This is a genomic window from Bacillus rugosus, from assembly GCF_023238245.1.
Classification (GTDB): domain Bacteria; phylum Bacillota; class Bacilli; order Bacillales; family Bacillaceae; genus Bacillus; species Bacillus rugosus.
In genome coordinates this window covers 790,929-811,221 of the sequence record NZ_CP096590.1, presented here as the reverse complement: position 1 = coordinate 811,221, position 20,293 = coordinate 790,929, and the positions used below count along the sequence as shown (strand labels likewise).

Annotated in this window: 22 protein-coding genes and 1 pseudogene; 1 reads left to right on the top strand and 22 read right to left on the bottom strand. The window is 49.0% G+C overall.

The features are described from left to right. Positions 1 to 21: 21 nt before the first annotated feature. From rhgW to cotJA, 17 genes are all read right to left on the bottom strand, one after another. The gene (gene rhgW, locus M0696_RS04060) at positions 22 to 1,866 is read right to left on the bottom strand and encodes a rhamnogalacturonan lyase (RefSeq protein ID WP_487046755.1); all 1,845 of its coding nucleotides are present in this window, start codon (positions 1,864 to 1,866) and stop codon (positions 22 to 24) included. A 138-nt stretch (positions 1,867 to 2,004) separates the two neighbouring features. After that, positions 2,005 to 2,631, bottom strand: coding sequence for a YesL family protein (locus M0696_RS04055; RefSeq protein ID WP_222143758.1), 627 nt, complete (start codon positions 2,629 to 2,631; stop codon positions 2,005 to 2,007). Next, positions 2,628 to 3,290: a YesU family protein gene (locus M0696_RS04050; protein WP_248602531.1), complete on the bottom strand. Its 663-nt coding sequence runs from the start codon at positions 3,288 to 3,290 to the stop codon at positions 2,628 to 2,630. The genes M0696_RS04055 and M0696_RS04050 overlap by 4 nt, the downstream gene beginning before the upstream one ends. Then, the gene (rhgT, locus tag M0696_RS04045; protein ID WP_248602530.1) at positions 3,283 to 3,981 is read right to left on the bottom strand and encodes a rhamnogalacturonan acetylesterase; all 699 of its coding nucleotides are present in this window, start codon (positions 3,979 to 3,981) and stop codon (positions 3,283 to 3,285) included. Before rhgT ends, M0696_RS04050 begins: the two co-directional genes overlap by 8 nt. A gap of 13 nt (positions 3,982 to 3,994) precedes the next feature. Next, positions 3,995 to 6,280: a transcriptional regulator YesS gene (gene yesS / locus M0696_RS04040; RefSeq protein WP_248602529.1), complete on the bottom strand. Its 2,286-nt coding sequence runs from the start codon at positions 6,278 to 6,280 to the stop codon at positions 3,995 to 3,997. 22 nt (positions 6,281 to 6,302) lie between these two features. Further along, positions 6,303 to 7,337 carry a rhamnogalacturonyl hydrolase YesR gene (gene yesR / locus M0696_RS04035; RefSeq protein WP_166853975.1) on the bottom strand — a complete coding sequence of 345 codons (1,035 nt, stop codon included), beginning with the start codon at positions 7,335 to 7,337 and terminating at the stop codon, positions 6,303 to 6,305. Between the two features lie 15 nt (positions 7,338 to 7,352). Then, positions 7,353 to 8,243 (bottom strand): carbohydrate ABC transporter permease, encoded by an 891-nt coding sequence (locus M0696_RS04030; RefSeq protein WP_222143754.1) that lies wholly within the window; start codon positions 8,241 to 8,243, stop codon positions 7,353 to 7,355. Between the two features lie 3 nt (positions 8,244 to 8,246). After that, complete coding sequence (locus M0696_RS04025) at positions 8,247 to 9,176, bottom strand: carbohydrate ABC transporter permease (protein ID WP_166853977.1); 930 nt, start codon at positions 9,174 to 9,176, stop codon at positions 8,247 to 8,249. Then, a complete protein-coding gene (locus M0696_RS04020; protein WP_248602528.1) occupies positions 9,173 to 10,456 on the bottom strand; it encodes an ABC transporter substrate-binding protein in 1,284 nt (427 codons plus the stop codon). The genes M0696_RS04025 and M0696_RS04020 overlap by 4 nt, the downstream gene beginning before the upstream one ends. Positions 10,457 to 10,559: 103 nt before the next feature. Continuing rightward, positions 10,560 to 11,666: a two-component system response regulator YesN gene (gene yesN, locus M0696_RS04015; protein ID WP_248602527.1), complete on the bottom strand. Its 1,107-nt coding sequence runs from the start codon at positions 11,664 to 11,666 to the stop codon at positions 10,560 to 10,562. Next, complete coding sequence (yesM, locus tag M0696_RS04010) at positions 11,666 to 13,399, bottom strand: two-component system sensor histidine kinase YesM (protein ID WP_248602526.1); 1,734 nt, start codon at positions 13,397 to 13,399, stop codon at positions 11,666 to 11,668. The genes yesN and yesM overlap by 1 nt, the downstream gene beginning before the upstream one ends. Beyond that, positions 13,396 to 14,025, bottom strand: coding sequence for a YesL family protein (locus M0696_RS04005; RefSeq protein WP_166853981.1), 630 nt, complete (start codon positions 14,023 to 14,025; stop codon positions 13,396 to 13,398). Before M0696_RS04005 ends, yesM begins: the two co-directional genes overlap by 4 nt. 114 nt (positions 14,026 to 14,139) lie before the next feature. Continuing rightward, the gene (locus M0696_RS04000; protein ID WP_166853982.1) at positions 14,140 to 14,421 is read right to left on the bottom strand and encodes a YesK-like family protein; all 282 of its coding nucleotides are present in this window, start codon (positions 14,419 to 14,421) and stop codon (positions 14,140 to 14,142) included. Between the two features lie 51 nt (positions 14,422 to 14,472). Continuing rightward, the gene (locus tag M0696_RS03995) at positions 14,473 to 15,015 is read right to left on the bottom strand and encodes a GNAT family N-acetyltransferase (protein WP_166853983.1); all 543 of its coding nucleotides are present in this window, start codon (positions 15,013 to 15,015) and stop codon (positions 14,473 to 14,475) included. A gap of 122 nt (positions 15,016 to 15,137) precedes the next feature. Further along, positions 15,138 to 15,707, bottom strand: a complete 570-nt coding sequence (gene cotJC, locus M0696_RS03990) for a spore coat protein CotJC (RefSeq protein WP_003219494.1) — start codon at positions 15,705 to 15,707, stop codon at positions 15,138 to 15,140. A 14-nt stretch (positions 15,708 to 15,721) separates the two neighbouring features. Beyond that, positions 15,722 to 15,985 (bottom strand): spore coat protein CotJB, encoded by a 264-nt coding sequence (cotJB, locus tag M0696_RS03985; protein ID WP_222143750.1) that lies wholly within the window; start codon positions 15,983 to 15,985, stop codon positions 15,722 to 15,724. Further along, positions 15,969 to 16,217 (bottom strand): spore coat-associated protein CotJA, encoded by a 249-nt coding sequence (cotJA, locus tag M0696_RS03980; protein ID WP_003219489.1) that lies wholly within the window; start codon positions 16,215 to 16,217, stop codon positions 15,969 to 15,971. Before cotJA ends, cotJB begins: the two co-directional genes overlap by 17 nt. A 200-nt stretch (positions 16,218 to 16,417) precedes the next feature. Here cotJA and M0696_RS03975 point away from each other — a divergent pair, with 200 nt between their 5' ends. Then, positions 16,418 to 16,747 (top strand): amidohydrolase family protein, encoded by a 330-nt coding sequence (locus M0696_RS03975; protein ID WP_248602525.1) that lies wholly within the window; start codon positions 16,418 to 16,420, stop codon positions 16,745 to 16,747. A gap of 44 nt (positions 16,748 to 16,791) precedes the next feature. Here the strand turns inward: M0696_RS03975 and M0696_RS03970 are convergent. The 5 genes and pseudogenes from M0696_RS03970 to M0696_RS03950 all read right to left on the bottom strand — a co-directional run bounded on the left by M0696_RS03970 (position 16,792) and on the right by M0696_RS03950 (position 20,147). Further along, positions 16,792 to 17,657 (bottom strand): annotated as a pseudogene (locus M0696_RS03970) (NmrA family NAD(P)-binding protein). Beyond that, positions 17,654 to 18,097, bottom strand: coding sequence for a nuclear transport factor 2 family protein (locus tag M0696_RS03965; protein ID WP_166853986.1), 444 nt, complete (start codon positions 18,095 to 18,097; stop codon positions 17,654 to 17,656). The pseudogene M0696_RS03970 and the gene M0696_RS03965 overlap by 4 nt, the downstream one beginning before the upstream one ends. Positions 18,098 to 18,177: 80 nt before the next feature. Further along, entirely contained in the window at positions 18,178 to 18,762 is a 585-nt protein-coding gene (locus M0696_RS03960; protein WP_222143749.1) for a TetR/AcrR family transcriptional regulator, read from the bottom strand. A gap of 108 nt (positions 18,763 to 18,870) precedes the next feature. Further along, positions 18,871 to 19,302, bottom strand: coding sequence for a spore coat protein (locus M0696_RS03955; protein WP_248602754.1), 432 nt, complete (start codon positions 19,300 to 19,302; stop codon positions 18,871 to 18,873). Positions 19,303 to 19,427: 125 nt separating this feature from the next. Then, entirely contained in the window at positions 19,428 to 20,147 is a 720-nt protein-coding gene (locus tag M0696_RS03950) for a YebC/PmpR family DNA-binding transcriptional regulator (protein WP_166854715.1), read from the bottom strand. Positions 20,148 to 20,293: the final 146 nt, after the last annotated feature.

Genomic DNA, 20,293 nt, shown 5'->3' with positions numbered 1-20,293 from the left:
CCGTTCCTTCACCCCCTTCTATTAAGGCGTATACATATTCGGTTTTGGCTGTTCCGCCATGCCGTCTCCTAAAAAGAAGCTTGTGTGCGGCGGCTGGTTATACGCGACATTTTGCCAGGCGATGCCAAGCCGGTACACAGGATCGTGCATCAGCGTGTACAGCCTGTGCTCAGTCGGAATGGTTGTCGTGTAAATGCGGAGCGCACTGCTGTCCTCCGTTCTCCACACAACTTCCTCGCGCCAGTCCCCAAGCAGATCAGCCTGAAGCGTTGGTGTTGCTTTTGTGCCGTTGTTGGCGGCCACACCTGACGCAGTCAGCATATTTTTCGAAATGCCGTTTTGATAACCCCACTTATCGATTCGGTTGCTGTCCAGCTGTTCCCGAAGCAAGTCGCCGTCCCACCAGATGCCGAAGTTGGTCGATGACGGAACACTGCTTCCGATTTTGACCCCTTTCGCTGTGTAAAGAGAACCGTTTGCCCACACTTCCTGTCCCGGATAACGCGGGTCAATATCAGCAGCCATTCCCCGGCCTACATCCTTGCCGGCATGGACGCCCCAAAGGATTTTCCCGGTTGCCGCATCACGGAAGGATAAGCCGTATTTTGCGTTTTTGTCCTCATGAACTTGAAACACCTCAAGACCCGGCCGGCTCGGATCAAGATCCCCGGTATGGAGGGCATCCCCGTGGCCTAAGCCAGTTGAGTACATGCCTTTTCCGTCATGATCAACAGCCATTGAGCCGAAAATAATCTCATCTTTTCCGTCCCCGTCAACATCGGCAATGCTCAGGCTGTGGTTCCCCTGTCCGGCAAACGCCTCATTTCCAGACTTCGAAGAATCGAATGTCCAAAGCTTTGACAGCTTTCCGTCTCTGAAGTTATAGGCCACAAGCGCAGTTTTGGCATAATACCCTCTGGTCATAATCAGGCTCGGCCGCTGTCCATCGAGGTAGGCAATGCCAGCGAGAAAACGATCAACCCGGTTGCCGTAGCTGTCTCCCCAATCTGATACATTGCCGCGCGCCGGTTCAAAATTTGTTGTGACAAGCTCTTTCCCGGTTGCACCCTGAAACACAGTAAGGTATTCCGGCCCCGAAAGCACACGCCCCTGCTCATTTCTGTAATCAGCATTGGCATTTCCAATCACTTTGCCTGTGCCGTCTTTTGTACCGTCTGCCGTTTTCATCGCCACTTCCGCTTTTCCGTCACCATCAAGGTCATACACCATAAACTGGGTGTAGTGTGCTCCCGCCCTGATGTTTTTGCCGAGATTGATCCGCCATAGCTTCGTTCCGTCCAGTTTATAGGCGTCTATCAGCACGTCACCCGTATAGCCATCCTGTGAGTTGTCCTTTGAATTAGACGGGTCCCATTTCAGGATCAGCTCGTATTGCCCGTCACCATCCACATCCCCAACACTTGCGTCATTTGCACTGTAGGTGTAAGCTTCACCCTTTGGCGTCGTGCCGCCAGCCGGCTTATCCAGCGGGACGGAATGATACGGCTGTGCCCATACAGAGGCTTTTTCAGATGCCGCCTGTTCAATTCCATTTACGACAGCCCGAACCGTATACGTTGAGATCGCCGATCCATTTTTATCCACATAGTTCGTGGTTTTGACAGGCGCAGCATTCAGCTTTTGCCCGTCTCTGTACACATTGAACGAAACAGATGCATTTTCAGTGCCAAGAAACCGCCAGCTGACAAAAATGCCGCCGTCCGTCTTGACCGCCACAAGCCCCCGGTTCAGCGCTTCCATCTGCCGCGCTGCTCCTTCAGCTTTCACAGGACATACAGTGGTTCCCATCACCAACAAGACCAGCAACGTAACAGCGGTAAACAAGCGTTTCCTTCGTTTAATCATCAGACAGCTCCTTCTCATTTTTCTGTAAGCGCTTACTTAAATTGGATTTTATGCGCTGTGTGAGCTGTCTTCAATTTCATTTTTTTGCATCTGCCTTTTTCGGGCACTGTACTTTTTTGCACGATTGTCATTTTTTTGTTAACCTGCTTGGTGGTGCTGGGTCTCCGTCTTTTGAAATCCTCTGAGAGCAAAAAACATCGACACAAGCCCAAATAAACATGGGCCGTAAAATGGGATCAAGCCTGGGAGCGTATACAGCAGATAAAGGACAAATCCGCACCCGATCAGCATACAGCCGGTCGTCAGCGGCCGCATGGCGCCAAACAGCAGCGCTTGCGGAATATATTTTCGCAATGGGAGCTGGTAATGCACATAAAGGGGAAACACATACATCAGCGCGATGATATACAAAAGGCCCGCAAGCAACGTGCAGCTTGTTACGGCAAAGGACAGCCAATCCGTACTGGCTGAAAAATAATGATAATTCGCGGACAATATGAGCAAAAGCGCTGCAAATGCCAATCCAATCGCATTGACCTTGAAAAACTCTTTTTTGTAGGTATCAAGAAATAACGGAAACACTGGGACATCCTTTTGCCCCATCAGCCATTTCCGTATGACGGCACACATTGCGGCTGTGCTCGGCGCCCATCCGAAAAGAACGCCGCCCAAAAGCGTAAACAACAGCCACAGCCCGTTGAGCCACGCGATTTTCACAACCGCTTCGCAGCCGGCGTAAAGCGCATCCGTTACCGTCGTCTTCATCTTCTCACCGCTTGATGCACAGCAAAATCTCGATAAGCGGCTTTCATGGACGCCATCTGCCGGAACCCGATTTTCCCTTTCGTTAATACAGGCCCGTATGTGCTGCCGTCGTCCATCCATTCAAGAATGGGCAAATCATTAATTGAAAAGTGCACATAGCCTTTGTCTTTAATGAGCTTCATATGATACGGGGAATCAGCGTCGTCTGGAGATGGCAGCGGATCGGCTCCCATCGCGGCGAGGTGGAAACCGCGGCTTTTTCTTAAATTGCAGGTGCGGAACGCTCTTTCCTCCTCGTATTTTCTGCGGAAATACGACAGGTGGAGCGCGTTGATGTCCCCCGAATGATATTCGGGGTATTTTCCCGTTCTTTTCTTGAGACTAGGGTCAAACAAATCCTCACCTCCGATCCCAGCAGCGGAAAAAAACAGCATACACAGGCCCGGCTGCTCAAGCGGAGCGAAGTCCCATGTCACAATGATGCCGTCAGGAAACGTTTCGGGGCACCAATAGACAAAGTGCGCTTCGTCCTGAACATGCGACAGATGCAAGCAGTGATCGTCAAAAGAGATCTGTCCGCCTCCCTCCATCCGCCAGCCCTTCACATCGCTTGCTGACCGTAGGGGGTTGCGGTACAGGCACGCGCCTTCCTTATACATATTCCTTTCCCTCCCGGCTCACAAGATGGTCCTTCAGCGGAAGGCCAAGTTCTTCAATGCCTTCTGCCACAAGCTTCGCAACCTCCATTGCCCCTTCTTCTGAAAAATGCGTATTGTCCTCAATGCCGTCTGGGTAATTCGGATGTTCATTCGGCTGAAACCAAACGAACAATCTTTTCGACTCCTCCGTCCCGTACGCTTCATACAGCACCTTTGTTTTTGCCAGCAGATCAATCACGGGCACATCAAGCTCCTTCGCCAGTGCTTTCATCGCATCAGGGTACTCGCCAAGTGTATGCTCGATCCGTCCGTTTTCATCAAAACGGCGGCGCTGCACCGATGTGACAAAGACAGGTTGCGCTCCCTTTTCGCGTGCCGTATCTGCAAACAGGGTGAGAAATTGCTGAAACGTAGAGTACGGCTTCGTCCCGCGCGGTTTCTGGTCATTGTGGCCGAATTGAATAAACAAATAATCGCCCTGTCTGATGCGCTCGGCAATCGCCTGAAGCCTTCCTTCCTCCACAAAAGAATTGGTGCTTGCCCCTCCTTTGGCGTGATTCTGCACCTTCACACCTTCAGAAAACAATTGCCCGAATACCTGCCCCCACCCCGCCATCGGCGCTTCATGAGGCGGGCAGTCACTCACGGTGGAATCCCCCGCTAAAAACACTTGAATCACTTTCTCCATCACATGTTCTCTCCTTTCACGGCGTTTCCTGATACATTTGCCTGAAGACACCCGGCGGCATGCCCACCTGTTTTTTAAATATCCGATTGAAGTAATTGTGGCGGTAGCCGACTTCTTCTGACACGTCGTGAATTTTTTTATTCGTATTCACCAGCAGCTCTTTCGCCTTTTCGATTCTGATTTGGGTCACATAATCTATAAAATTAATGCCGGTCACTTGCTTAAATGCCTTGCTTAACGTATATGAATTCATGCCGAGCGCATCGGCACAGCTTTCTAGCGAAATATCCGCCATATACTGTTCGTGAATCATGGCTATGACACGATCCGCCAGCTGTTTTTGCTGTCTGTTTTTTCTGCCCTCAAGCTTAGAAAGGTAAGGCGTCACCACAGCATCCATCAGCCAGGCCGCTGCTTCAATGGGTTCGCGCAATTCTGAAATGTCAAGAAGCAGATCCCGATTCTGAAACAGTTCACTCGGATTGAGCCCGGAATGCAAAATATCCTCCTGAATGCGGGAAAACAGCTGAATCAGGGCGGAGTGCACGTGCCTGTCTATAACCGCCTTTTCCGCCAGTTCCTCCATGCATACACGTATTAGTTCCTCGGCTTCCTGTTTTCTTTCCAGCCGGATCGCCTGAACAATTTGTTTTTCCAGTTCAAAAGGATAATATGGGACGGAGTGCTTATCCTGAGGGAAGTCGCCCTGCAAATCAATCATCTGGTGCCGGTTGGCAAACTGCCTGCGGGATTTGCCGCTTTTCACATCCTGAAATAAAGCAGGGATTTCCGTAATATGCTCCGTCTTCCTGCTCATCGTTCCGGTCAGGCTTAATCCGGTAACATCGTCAAATTGGCGTGCCAGCTCCGTTACATACGCCTTCAGATCAGAGCTGTTTGTTTTCATCACCAACACGGTGACGGAAAGCCGGCCGATATCTAGAATGGAGGGCTGAAAACAGCGTTTTTCCGCAAGCTCCTCGGCCAGATTGGTCAGGGTAAATACAGCGAGCTGTTCATCACCGGCATGGAAGATGCTTTTTTCAGAGCGGAGCCCTGTCACCTGAAGATCAAGCACCTGAAACACGTTTTCTCCGATGCTCCATCCAGCCTCCTCCATCCGCGATCTGAGGCTTTTCTCGTTGTCATAGTAAAAATCGCCCTGCAAGAGGTGCTGCAAGAAACTCTTTTTCATATGGGGTGTCTGCCGCAGGAGCTGCTCTTGAAGCTTCCGGCTTTCAAGGGAAAGATCATTCCATCGCTTTTCAATCCACTTGAATTCATCCTGCCCGGACGCCTGCCATGTTTTCTTCTCTCCACCGGTAAATAAGCCAAGCAAATGCTGAATGGGACGGTAGATTTTTTTTGATGCATACCACGTCATGCACACCGCTAAGATAATGCAAATGACAAGCATCACGATGATCACTTTTGATAAAAACACCATCGGCGCTGTAATAGCTGAAAGAGGCGCCGCTGAAACAAAGATCCACTGCTGATGCATGCGATTCATTTCTCCAAATGAGACGGAATACACCTTACCGTCCCATTCCATCTGAAAATGGCCTTTTCCGTCCGGCTGTTTTTTTACCTCTTTTAGTAAAGCTTTTTCAAAGTCCTTCTCTCCCTCCTGAAAAAGCACCTCCTGCTTTTGATCCAAAAGAAGCGCACTGCCATCAGGATAAGGAGACAAGCTTTGCAGGATAGACTCCATTTCTTTCGGATCAACCGCCAGCATGATCGCGCCGAACGGTTTCTGCGCCGAGCCCGGAATGAGCTGGATCAGCATCGCTTGATTTCCGGACCGGTTCCAATAAATACTGTTGTCTGAGGCAAGCAGCGAGCGATACTTGCGAAGCGCCTCCTGTTCTGTCAGAGCGCTGTATTCGGGACTCAGCACAAGAGGCCGGGGGCTATTCAGAAAGATGGAAGCCTGCTCGATCAGCGGCTGCTGGTCCCGTAAAAGAAACAGCTTTTTCGTTAATTGATAGGAGAACGTAAAGTCTTTCTCCAAATCCCTCTCGGCCAATCCGTTCATCAGCGAAGAATCGTATGCCATTTGGGTGAGAGTCAGCTCCAGCACTCCGAGCTTCTCATCCATCCGGCTGACTTCACGCGCCACCTGTGTTTCATGCGATTTCTGCAGCTCTTTTTCCACCTTGTCGATCGAAAGAAAGTATATAGCGGCGCCAGTCAGCAATCCGGGAATACAGGCAATCAGCAAAATGAAGACAAAGTTTCTTTTGAAATACGATCCCTTCCAGCGTGAAACCCGTTCCTTCTGTTGAGGCTGTTTTTTCATCCCTTTCCCCCCGCTGCCGTCTTTACTGATACACGCGTTTTTTCGTTCTCAATACATCAGCAAGAAACGTCAGCGCAAGTCCCTGTCCCCATCCTTGTATTCGTTTGTAAGGCACCTGTTTGTAGCCTTCAGCATTTTTCATGACGGCTGTTCCGGCCGATACCTTGCTGACCCGTCCGTCCTCTTCCACCGCATCTAATATGGCGGCAAGCGATTTCTGCGCATATTTCGTATACAGCTTTCCGCTCGACAGCAGAGCAGAAGCAATACCTGCCGATGCCGAAACTTCGAGATACGAATCCGGGTCATCCAAAATGGTATGCCACAGCCCTGTATCGTCCTGGAGGCGGACAAGTGCGCTTAGCTGATCTCTAAGCGATCCGTCGATGATCATAAAGGAAGGATGCGTCACCTCAATGAGCGGGAGTGCCTTCGCCATCGTGAGTGCCGCCCAGCCGTTCGCCCTGCCCCAATAAATCCCCGACAAATGATTTTGCGCTTTGTTGTCCCAGGCGTGGTAGTACAAATTCGTGACAGGGTCCTGAAGCACATCCTCATGTCCGTGAAACTGGCGAAGGCCGTCTTCAAAATAATCCTCACGCTCCATCACCCGCCCGATTCTCAGCAGAAACAGTCCCGCCATCATCAGCGTATCCGCCCATGCCTGCTCAGGAAACACATATTCTGCCGAATTAACCGTATGTTGAAGGATGCCCTCGCCAAAGCGCGGCGCTTTATGCAGCACATATTCCGCCATCTCGCCCGCTGTTTCCAAATACACGTGATCACCCGTCACCTTGTGGAGGAACAATAGCGTATGCCCGATGGAAACCCCGTTGATCGAAAGCGGCGGCAGCCCATCCTCCAGCTGTTCATCCACCCACGTTTTTAGCAGATTGATATATTCCTCGTTTTCCGTCGCTTCATAAGCCTCCGCCACGCCGTAAAATGCGACGCCGCCCGGCCAATCCCACGCAAAATCCATCTGAAATGTCCGTTTCACGATCCGGTCAATGACGGACGTCACCTTTTCTTCATCAAAAATAAGCTGTGCCATCTGCAACACTCCTTTTTATTTTAATCCGGTCGTACTAATGCCCTGAACGATATATTTCTGAAACAAAAAGAATACAAGAATCACAGGCAATAACGAGACGGCCGACATGGCAAACATCGCACCCCAGTTTGAGGCCGATTCCGTATCGAGGAAAAGCTTCAGCGCAAGTGAAACAGGATAAAGCTCCGGCTTATTCAAATACAAGAGCGGCTGAATCAGCTCCTCCCACTTCCAATAGAAAGAGAAAATCGCAGACGTCGCAAGCGCCGGGGCGATCAGCGGGAGAATGATCCGCCAAAAGCAGGCAAAACGCCCGCAGCCGTCGATTCGCGCGGCTTCATCCAGCTCCTCGGGAATCGTCCGGATAAACTGGATCATCAGAAAAATAAAAAACGCATGCCCGAAAAATTGCGGAACGACAATCGGTTTAAAAGAATTCAGCCAGTCTAATTTCGCAAACAAAATGTACTGCGGAATCATCAGCACTTCATGCGGCAGCATTAACGTCCCCATCATACAGGCGAACCAGAACGCTTTCCCCTTAAACGGGATGCGCGCAAATCCGTACGCAATGACAGCCGATGACAGGACGGCGCCGATTGTTGACAGCCCGACAATGATCGCCGAGTTTTTAATAAAGGTCAGAAACGGCTGCCCCGCAATGCCCTTCCATCCTTCAGCATAGTTGCTGAGAATAAAAGGATCGGGAATGAGAGAATGAGAGGTTGTAAAAATACTGGAGCTTTCCTTAAACGAGCTGACAAACAGCCAAATGAGCGGGTACAGCAATAACACCGCCAGCGATGCCGTAAAAACATGGAACAGTATGCGTTTGGGCCTGACGCGCCCGGCTTTTTTTCTCTCAAAAACCGGGGCTTCTCTGACAGGCTGGTTGACCGGATCCATCCGTCATTCCTCCTTTGACTCGTAATGAACCCAATATGACGATGTTTTAAACAAAATCAGCGTAATCAGCCCGACAATGATCAGCATGATCCACGCCATCGCCGATGCGTAGCCCATTTGAAAATAGTTGAACGCCCGCTGGAACAAATAGAGCGAATACAAAAGCGTCCCGTCAAGCGGCCCGCCCTCGCCCTTCGAGATGATATAGGCAGGTGTAAATGTCATAAAAGCGGAAATCGTCTGCATCACAAGATTAAAGAAAATAATCGGCGTGAGGATCGGAAGCGTAATTCTAAAGAAACGCTGCACCCGATTTGCCCCATCCACGCTTGCCGCTTCCAAATACGATGACGGAATGTTCTTCAGCCCGGCCAGAAAAATCAGCATCGATGATCCGAACTGCCAGACGGACAACAGAATCAATGTCCACAGCGCACTTGTCGGGTCCTGATACCAGAGGATTTTTTGATCAATTCCGACAAAAAACAGCAGCGCATTGATGACCCCGTCATTGCCAAAAATATTCCGCCACATAATCGCCACGGCCACGCTCCCGCCGATGATGGAAGGCAGATAAAAGAGCGTTCTGTAAATGGCCGTTCCTTTTGCTGCATTGTTTAAAATGACAGCGATAAAAAGCGCGAAGCCGAGGCGGAGCGGAACCCCGGCAAGTACATACGTAAACGTCACCTTGAGAGACTGCCAATACTTTTCGTCACCCGTAAACATTTCTTTGTAGTTGTCTAGGCCGATCCATTTCGGAGCCGTAAACAAGTCATAGTTTGTGAAGGACAGAAACAGGGACGCCCCCATCGGAATCACTGTAAAGCAAAGGAACCCGATAATAAACGGAGAAATAAAAGCATATCCCGCCAGATTGTCTTTTCTCATACTCCGGCTTTTTTTCATTGCATCAGCCCCATTTCCCGTCAATTATTCCTCTCTAATATCTCATTGGCCTGCTTCCGGAACGTTTTGGCGGCTTTTTCCGGCGATACCTTCTGATACAGAATCTGATCAGACGTATCCTTCAGCAGCTTGATGACCTCCGCGCTTCCTACAGGCTCCGGCGGATCGGCTTGGCTGATGTTTTTTGATGCGGTTTCTACATATTCTACGATGTTGGCTTCTTCCTCATTGAGCTTCGGTTTAATCGCGTCCGCCACCTTGTCGGAAACCGGAACACCCCGCTCGCCTTTGATCAGCATGTTGGCTTCTTCATTGTTGATGAAGAAATCGATAAACTTTGCAGCCTCTTTTTTATGCTCAGAGCTTTTCGGAATCGAAAACAGCATACTCGGCTTCAGCGTCAGCGCCTTTTCCTTCATTTGCTCCGGCGGCAAATAAAGAGACAGCGGCGAGTCTGTCAGCTGGGCAAAGCCCAAATATTGATTGGAGTAGTTCCACGTAATTGCTGACTTGCCTTTGACGATAAAATCGTCCTCCATCCCTTTAATCTGTGCGCTTTCATCAGGTGTTGGGGATGTTTTCGCTTTCACCAGCCTCAGCTGCCGCTCAAAATAATCGACAAACAGCTGATCATCCTGATACGCAAGGCCTGTGCCGTCTTCTTTATAAAAACGCTCACCCTTCGTGCGCAAATAATAAGGGAAGAAAATATCAGGCGGATGCATTCCGTTAGAGCCGTAGACGCCGGCTTTCTCCTGAAGGTCATACGCCAGCTTCTCGTAATCCTCCCACGCCCAGTTTTCCTGATTGATGGACACACCGGCTTTCTTCAGCAAATCATCATTTGCAATCACAGACAGCACGTTGACGCCCAGCGTAAACCCATAGAGCTTATTGTCAATTTTTCCGCCTGACAGCATATTCTCGTCGATTGAACTGACATCAATCGTTCCATCCTTTGTATACGGGGTTAAATCTTCCAGCTGGTTCTTCTTTCCATACTGTGCCAAATAAGCGGTATCCATTTGAATGACATCAGGAAGCTGGCCGGCGGCAGACATCGGAGCAAGCTTTTTCCAGTAGTCATCCCAGTTCGCAAATTCCGCATCAATATGGACGTGCGGATTCTTTTTCTCATATAGTTCAATCACCTTCGTTGTATAATCATGCCTTGGCTGCCCGCCCCACCATGCGATTCTGAGCGTAATGTCTTCTTTTTTCCCCGATGCCTCTTCACCCGCAGAACATGCGCTGAAAAAAAAGACGCAGACAAGCGATAACAGCACGTAGCAAATCTTCTTCAAACCAATCCCCCCTTTAATGTAAGTGCTTACATTTTATTTTAAAGCGTTCAGATGGGGCGAAACACTCAAAAAACAGTGGCGAAAGTAAAAAAAACAGAGATGGCTATCCTGCGGAAGCTCCTCCCTGTTTTCTTCTGAATTCTGACGGTGTCAGACCGGTATATTTTTTAAAGACGAGACTGAAATACTTCGGATTATCGCCAAACCCTATTTCTTCTGCAATTTCTGATACACTCGCATTCCGCCTTATTTTCATCTGCTTCATCGCATGCTCAAGACGCACTCGCGTAACGTATTGGGAAAATTTCTCCCCTGTTTCCTGTTTAAATAATTTCCCGAGATAATCAGGATTCATAAACAGCATATCCTTCGCCGCCCATTTTAAGGACAAGTTCGGATTTCCGAGCTCGTCGGCAACAAGCCTGATCATTTTCAAAATCACTGCGCTCCCGTGCAAGTCACCAGACGCTTCGGCTGTGTCACGAAACAGCTGCCCAGCGTGCCGGAGTTCTCCCGCCTGACTGATTGCCATCTGGCGGTCCGCGAAAACGTCCGCCGCCTTTTCAGCGGCGTTCTCCTCCACGGCGAGCATGGTCCATTCTCCGCTGCTGCAAACCGCTGTCAGCGCCGAACCGAGCGCTTCTCTAGCCGCGGCATCAACAGATTGTTCTCCTTTTAAAATCAGGAGGCGGACCTTTTTTTCGGCAAGTGAAGGCGGCGGAGACAGCTGGGCCACACCGGCGATTACCCCCTCCAAGTATTGATCGGCGGCAAAAGAACGGATATGATCGAGCTCATGTTTCAGATGAGCGGTTTTCTTTTTCCGCACCTCATGCTGCTTCAGTTCAGCAATGATTTCCTCCAGTGAGCTGATAATCTGCTGTTCATTGCAGGGCTTCAGCAAATAATGCTTGACCCCATATTTCATTGCTGCCTTCGCGTACTCAAACTCTCCAAACCCGGACAGGACGACAAATTGAACCGACGGACTCACGGCTGACACCTTTTTGATCAGCTCAAGCCCGTCCATGCCGGGCATTTTGATATCTGTAATGACGATATGCGGCTGCTTATGTAAGATCTTCTCATACGCTTCATTCCCGTTCTGCGCCTTGCCGATTAATGAAGCGCCAAGCGCCTCCCACTCAATGATTCCTGCCATTCCGTCAAGAATAATCCTCTCATCATCAGCTAGCAATATCTTATACATCACGCCACCTCATTTCGGCACGGTATTGTGATCACAATCCTCGTTCCCTTCCCTTGCCCACTTTGAATGCGCAAGCCGTACGGCTCTCCGAATGTCAGCCGGATGCGTTCACGAATATTCCAAAGTCCGATTCCACTACCGCCCGATGTTTCAAGCATCCGTTCATCCATGCCTGGCCCATTATCTTCTACCGTAATACAGACACAATCCTTCATCTTTTTCGCCTGAAGGCGGATGGCGCACGGCCTTGTGAAGGGCTCAAGCGCGTATTGAATCGCATTTTCCGCCAACGGCTGGAGCGTCAGTTTCGGAATGAGGCAATGCTTCACTTCATCGTCAATATCCAAAGTGAAGTTCAGGCGCTCTTCAAATCGAAACCGCTGAATGGTCATATAGTGAAGAACGATGTCCGCCTCCTCCTGAATGGTCACTATATCTTTCTTCATATGAATGCTGTTTCGAAGAAGAAAACCGAGCGATTCCACCATTTTTGAGATTTGCTTTTGCTGATTCGCCTTTGCCAGCCAATTGATGGACTCGAGCGTGTTATACAAAAAATGCGGGTTGATTTGGGCTTGCAGTGCCTTCAATTCGGTTTCTTTAATGATGAGCTGTTTTTCCACATTTTCTTCCATAAGCTCGTTAATCCGTTTCATCATGACAGTAAAATGGCGGTTCAGCATGCCTGCCTCATCCTGTGTATGTTCCGGCAGAGAAAGCGATACGCCCGCCTCAATGCCGCCGTCCTGCACCGATTTCATCGCGGACACAAGCTGCTCGATCGGCTCCGTGATACTATTGGCGATTTTCCTTCCGAAAAGCAAAACCACACAGAAAAACAGAAGAAAACACGTGCCAATCACCGTTTTCATAAAGGAAATTTTTTCGAACATCTGATCAAAGGGGATGACGTTATAGTAGCTCCAATTTTGATAGGATGATTGAAGGAAAGAAATAAAATAACGTTTGCCATTCTTTTTTATTAAGTCATAACCGGGGTGCTTTAGCGTCTCCTCTGCCGCCTCAGGCACAAGCACAGATGCATGTGCCGAATACACCAAATTCCCGCCTTGGTCGGCGATCATGATGTCTCCGACCGAATCGCCCCAATCCTTAGGCACATCACGAATCATCTGTTTCACATTGACTTGGATCAGCACCATGCCCAAGCTGTTCAAGCTCAGCTGGTGAAAGGATCTGATCTGCCGCGCCGAAATCAGGACAGGATCTGATCCGCCGAGCGTCATCCAAAGATTTCTTCCATTTTTCGCTTTGGCTCGTTTAAACACCTCTTCCCACTCCTGCTTCAAAAGATCTGAAGAACTGCTTCCGGCTGAATACTCTGAGCCGCGGGCATCAATCAAATGAATGGAATCGATATACTTTTCATCGCCGGCATATTCCGCCAGCTGATCCCACAGCTCCTGCTTCATTTGATACTGATCGTACGTATCATCACGGTTTTGCATGCTCAGAATGCGCTGAATCTGTTCGTCCGTAATGATTTCATATGACACATCCTCTATCTTCTTCAGCTCGTCTTCGATCCTTTCAGAAGACATCCGCAGCACCTCCGAGGATTTGCGGTAAATCTGCTCATCATACACATGAAAGGCGTACTGCACCCCGCTGTATACAAACAAAAAGGAAACAGCCATAATCAGTGAAAGGAACACAAACAGCTTATCCCTAATCTTCATACGCCTGTACCAGCCAGCAGCTCTTTTTTTCATGCCGCCTTTTCTTTCTCCTGCCGCTGATCCATTGACCGAAACGCTTTAAAGGATAGCTTCGTTAAGATCAGGCTCACTAAACTACCGCTGAAAAACAGCAGAAACGTGACATGAAACAACACGAGAAACAGCACACCGACAGCGCCCGCCGCCATCATGAGCGTCACCGCCGGACGGCTGAAAGCAATCAAAAAGCTGATGCTCAGCACTTCTCTGACTTTCACGTCAAAATGAGAAAACACCGGAAACACATACAGCACAACAAATGCGAAAATCAAGCTGATGCTCAGGAACACATTGACGAGCACAGGCTGATTCATCTGAGCCGCAATCCGCATATCCGCAAACAGAAACAGGCCGGCCGTCACAAGAATGAGTCCAAGGATCTGTGCTGCCCGCCACTCCTTCTTGAATGCCCGAAAAAAGACAGAAAACACTGGGGCATCCGTGTTCCCCTTCGCCCATTCTCTCGTCACTGAAAACATCGCGGCAGTAGCAGGTATCAGCCCAAACACAACCAGACCTGCAAGAGAAAACAAAATCCAAAGCACATTCAAATAGGCCAGTCTCATCACCCACGTACAAAAACGATTCAGCCCATTCGTCACACTGTGTATCATCAACATCACCTTCCCACTCCAGAAAACGCTTTCATTTGAAGTAATAAGTATTTCTCCTTCCGAAAGAAAATTCCTGCCGCCCTGTGAAAAATTCGACATTACTTGAGACAGCAGTCGGCCTTACCTTTTTCTGTAACGCCCCTTTAGCACCCGGATGACCAACTCGATCAGATATCCGGCAATGGCCCCGCAAATGACATGAAATCCAAGCAGTCCGAGCGCCATGCCATCCCATCCGCCGACAAAAAAGATGCTGTACCAGATCGTAAGTACACCGAGGACAACCAGCCCGGCCAACATCCATTCCGGCCACCTTCTTTTTGGAAGCTTCATTCGTACAAAAACGGATGCGCTAGCGGATATACAAGCTGTCACAAACCCTATCACATAAAAAATGACCACAGCTCTTCCCTCCTTTTTGCACAAGACAAAAAAGCCTCCTGCAAAGGACGCTTATTCTGCCGAAATCTCTTTCTCAAACAAATGATAACCAGATGCATCAGCACCCATGAATTGATATCCCATACGCCGATAAAAGGAGTGCAAGGCATCGTTATCAGCGACACAGTCAAGCCGGATCCGTGTTTTCCCCGGATAGTCAACACCCGTCTCTGCCCAATGCAGGACACGCGCGCCAAGCCCCTGTCCTGCAAACCGGCGGCTGACTGCCAGACGGTGCAAATAAATGGACTCCTCATGGCCATCGTCTCCCCAAAGCGTCTTGTCCCACTCGCTCGGTTCCGGCAGCAGCATCACGACAGCCGCAAGCTCTTCATCTTTTTTAAACACAAACACATGTCCATTTTCAATGGAACCTGTGATATCATGTGTATCTTGTCCTTCCAACAGTCCGCTCCATTGGTTAGAGCCCCGATCCCGGAGCCATTCAGCAGTTCGAACGAGCAACCCAGTAATCGATTCTGCATCCTCATACACAGCCGGACACGCGTAAAACCCATCTGCAATCGTTTCACTCTTAATCTTAAAAGATGACATAAAGGCCTCCCAATCAAAAAGTAAGCTTGCACACACCTTGATTATAATGCAGACCTAACGGCAAAAACAGACATTTTCTCTGTATGTAAAAGGGGTGCACGAAAGAGAGGCCAATCTGCCCATTAGAAAATCTTCTTTTTATCCCGCTCTTCTTTTAAAATTTCAACCGCTTCTCTGAAGCGCATGGAGTGTACAATTTCACGCTCACGCAAAAAACGCAGGGAATCGTTCAAATCAGGATCATCGGATATATCGATCAGCCATTGATACGTCGCCCGCGCTTTTTCTTCTGCCGCAATGTCTTCGTATAAATCGGCAATCGGGTCGCCCTTCGCCTGGATATAGCTCGCTGTAAACGGCACGCCCGCCGCATTGTGGTAAAAAAGCGCGCCATCGTGATTGGCGTAGTGATCTCCAAGCCCGGCTTCACGCAGCTGCTCCGGCGTAGCGTCTTTCGTCAGCTTATAAACCATGGTCGCAATCATTTCCAAATGGGCAAATTCCTCCGTGCCGATATCTGTTAAAAGGCCGATGACCTTATCAGGTATCGTATATCGCTGGTTCAAATACCGGAGAGCCGCGGCCAGCTCGCCGTCCGCTCCGCCATACTGCTCAATCAAATATTTCGCCAGCGTCGGATTGCACGTACTGACCTTGACAGGGTATTGCAGCTTCTTTTCATACACCCACATTCAGGCATTCCTCCTTATACTTGCCACGGCCATGGCCCTTTTCCCCAATCCCAATCCTTGCCCGCGGGGCTGTTGCCGAACTGCAGAAGCGGTCCGTAAGAGGATTCGAACTGTCTTTTTAAGTGCCTTGAATAGCCGGAATATTGATTGAATTGCTTCAGCGCATCTTCATCATGAGGATGTGTGTCCAAATAAAGACTCAGCTCAACAAGCACAAAATCAGCAGCCTGTATTTGCTCAAGCTGACGGTAATATTCGGCATCAACCTTTTTTGCCATGTGCGTCTCCCCCTCGATAAGGGTTTTCATAAAAATCATAGAGATCCTTCCAAAGGGTGCCTTTCCTTAAAGCCTCCATCGGCGAAAACTGCTCCATATGCTCAGGCTGAAAGGTCATATAGAGATTAGGCGGCGTTCTGTAATATTTCTTCCCTATGGGCGGACAGGGATCAAAACGGCTGTGAAAGGGCGTGTATGATTTGACAGGCGTAAACGGCTGCATATCCTTCATTCCGGCTCCTCCTTTCTCAAAAACAATGACCTTAATAGGTATGAGGCAGGAGGTATCATTATGACTGAAAGCGTTAATAAGGAAGCTTGATCTGTCCTTCGATCCTCGCGATACGGAGCGGACCTAGCAGCGTTAAACGCGTTAACTGATTCGCCATAAACAACGGGCTGTACTTCATGCCCCTATCCAGCCAGGAACAAATGACCCCGATAGGCGAGGGCCTGCCGTTTACACTGCCGCGGGTTGAACACAGACTGCGCCATCAGCGTCCTGAAACCCATGGCAACCATAAGAAAGCGGCGACCGAATACCTCCGCAAAAACTTTTTTCTCACAACAAGCGGTGTGTTCAGAACACAGGCCTTAATTGATACATTGTTAGAGGTCGGCTCAGACCGCATCCTCTTCTCGGTCGACTATCCGTATGAAACGATGGAAGAAATCTCTTCCTGGTTTGACCAATGCCCAATCAGCGAAACGGACCGATACAAAATCGGCGCTGAAAACGCGGCTCAGCTTTTTTTAATTTAATCGGTAAAAAGAAGACCTTCGGCAAAGCCGAAGGTCTTTCTAGATCAATCAGTCCAAAATGAGGTCAGCGTTTCCAGTATACAGCATGAGCAGCGGCAAACTCAGTCAGTGAACGGGGTTCTTTTCCCGTCACACGCTTCACTGTATCCGTTACCCGATGTTCCGCACCATGGCGGATCGCGTCATCCAGCTCCGCCATAAAACGGGCATAATCCCCCGGCAAACCTGCTGCCTCCATCCTATTCTGCAGCTCGGAAAGAGAAATACTGACGTGCTCCACCCGGCGTCCCGCCGCAGCTCCGATGATCTCCGCTGCTTCGGTATAGCCCAGCGCCTCAGGCCCTGTCAGAATATGATGTGTTTGATGAGGAACATCATCTATCAAAGCACGCACAGCCGTTTCTGCGATGTCATCAGCGTCAATAAACCCCAGCTTCCCCCCGCCAGTAGCCGTGATGATGTGCCCCTTTGTTTGAATTGACATTCGATGCTGGACATTGATGAAATTTTGCATAAAGTATGAAGGACGCAACACCGTCCATTCAGGGAATTCGCGCACTGCCCGATGAAGCGCACCAAACACAGGGCCATCCTCAGGGACAACAGACGCACTGAGCATCACCACACGTTCAGCACCGAGCCGTTTTGCTTCCTTTAGAAACGGGAGTACATAGTGAGCAGGGTCAAACACACCAACCGGGGCAACAAGATAGATCTGTTTCACCTGTTCCAGAGCAGGAGTAAAACTGGAGGCGTCCTTCCAATCAAAATACACATATTCAGCAGCAAGCTTGCCCTTTTTCCGGCTTGCAATCCGCACCCTGTACCCGAGCCCTATTAAACGTTGGGCAATTCGGCTCCCAGTTGTGCCGGTTCCGCCCGTAATTAAAATCGGCTGCTTTTTCATCATCTTCCACTCTCCTCTGTTTGCAAAAATGATCCTCCAAATGCCTCTTTTACGACAAGCGGATTCCAGTAATCCCTATAACGCACAATGCGGCCATCCCTCGTTTCGATGACACTGATATAGCTTTGGCGATACGGCAGCCCAGTCTCGATCACATGGCCGTCACATTGAAACTCTGCAATGATCGTATTCGTATCTGCTGAGCGGTACACTGTCGGAGCCGTAAACGAAGAAAGATGAATCTGCTTAGGATAATCTTTAATATAATCGTAAATGGCCGCTCTTCCTTCTATTCTTTTTGGTGACCCCTCCGGCGCATACGGAAACTCAAATACCGCATTCTCATCCCAAAGCTCCGTCCAGCTCTCCATGTCTTTTTCAAGCATATACGCCATAAATTTTCTCAATGTGTCACATGCCTTTTCAAATTCAGTCATTAACATTTATCATCACCTCATGTTTTATATTCCAGACCATTCAGTCCAAAAAGTGCATACATGGGCAAAGAATCCTTTACCACATGTTAATCAAGCACCGATAAACTCACGTCAACATGGTCCTGAAGCTGATCCATATCAGCCGTCACTTTAGCAACAAACGTCAGAGACAGTCTGCTCTGATTCAAGTATCGGGCAAGCGCTGATATATCAGTGTCTTTGCCAGTCAGCTCTCCTTGATCCTTCGCTCTTAAAAGCGCCTGATAAAAAGCGTCCTCAAGCTGCTTGGATTGTCCCTCAAAATACCCGGCAAGCTCAGGATCATGCGGGATCTGTTCAATCGCGCTGTTAATGATATAACACGCCTTCGCCCGTTCTGGATCTTTAAGGACATTGACACCCTCCTGAAAAATATCACGTATGGCTTCCTTTACAGATCCAGGCGCCTCAAGCCTTTCGATCACGGCAGCGTTTTTCTCCTCAAGATACGTTTTCACAGCTGACAGAAACAAATCACGCTTCGTACCATACGTATCATACAAACTTTGGCGCGCAATGCCTAAATGAGAGAGCAGCTCCTGAAGAGACGTTCCTTCATAACCATACTCTCCAAAAACTTCTATCGCTCTGTGAAGAACAAGTGCCGTATCAAATTCTTTATTCCTCCCCAAAAGCTCATCACCTCTTGAAACAAAGATTACCATTTTTCAGACTGAACAGTCAAGAATAAATATAAAAAACACCCTTGGTCAGCAAGAGTGTTCCCTTTTAAACAGCCTTTATTTATGGCCGCCTTGTCCCCAGTGGCCCATATGGTGGTGATGATGGCTATAATGACCGTCATGGTGATGATTATCTTTTCCATCATGATGATGGTGATAATGGCCGTAATGACCGTCATGATGGTGATGATGATTATCTTTTCCATCATGATGATAATAATGGTGATGCCCATCGTTCTCATGGTGCATGCTGTAGCTTGGATAGCTTACAGTTCCCGGAGAGCCCCCGTAGCCGCCGAATCCCCCGTGTGCGCCATAGCCCGGATAGCCGCCGACTCCTCCATACATGCCGTATCCCGGATAGCCTACACCATGCATGCCATAGCCCGGAAAGCCTGCACCCTGCATGCCGTATCCCTGATGGCCCATACCACAGTCCGGATATTGACCAAAGCCGGATCCGCCATACATATGTCTTGTATCAGTCATATTCATCCACTCTCTCCTTCTCATAGGTTACAGTCCAGAGTATGAGAAGATCTTACAGATCGTATGGGCGGCCGCCTAAATCAGCTAAAAAGAAAAAGCAGACCATGACAGTCTGCTCATTTTTCTTATTCACCTAAATCAACGTTATGATACACCTGCTGAACATCTTCCAAATCCTCTAACGCATCAATCAACTTTTCAAACTGTTCCTTCGCATCATCCGGAAGCGTCACTTCACTTTGCGCAAGCATTGTCAGCTCGGCAACCGTGAATTCCTCAACGCCCGCGTTTTTAAATGCTTCCTGCACCGCATGGAATTGATCCGGCTCGGCATATACAATCACACTGTCATCCTCTTCTAAAATGTCACGAACATCGACATCCGCATCCATCAGGATTTCTAGCGCATCGTCAGCTGTTTTGCCATCTACACCAATAACAGCCGTGGCATCAAACATGTAAGCAACAGATCCGCTCACACCCATGTTTCCGCCATTTTTCCCGAACGCCGCACGCACTTCCGGCGCCGTACGGTTTACATTATTCGTCAGCGCATCAACAATGATCATTGATCCGTTCGGACCGAAGCCCTCATAACGAAGCTCATCGAAATTCTCTTCCGCTCCGCCCTTCGCCTTCTCGATCGCACGTTCAATGATGTTTTTCGGCACACTGTACGTCTTCGCGCGCTCAAGCACAACCTTCAGCGCCTGATTGGATTCCGGATCAGGCTCGCCCTGTTTCGCCGCCACATAAATCTCACGGCCAAACTTCGCATAAATCCGACTCGTATTCGCGTCCTTAGACGCCTTCTTCTCTTTAATATTGTTCCACTTACGGCCCATGATGCTCCACTCTCTTTCATATATATCAATCTGTATATTGTTATTCACTTTATCCATTATACCTCAAATGGTTTGGTTGTTTCGAGTGTCTTGCGTTAGAAATAGAAGGAATGCCGCGGTGTAAAAGTACGAACTTTATCCGTAAA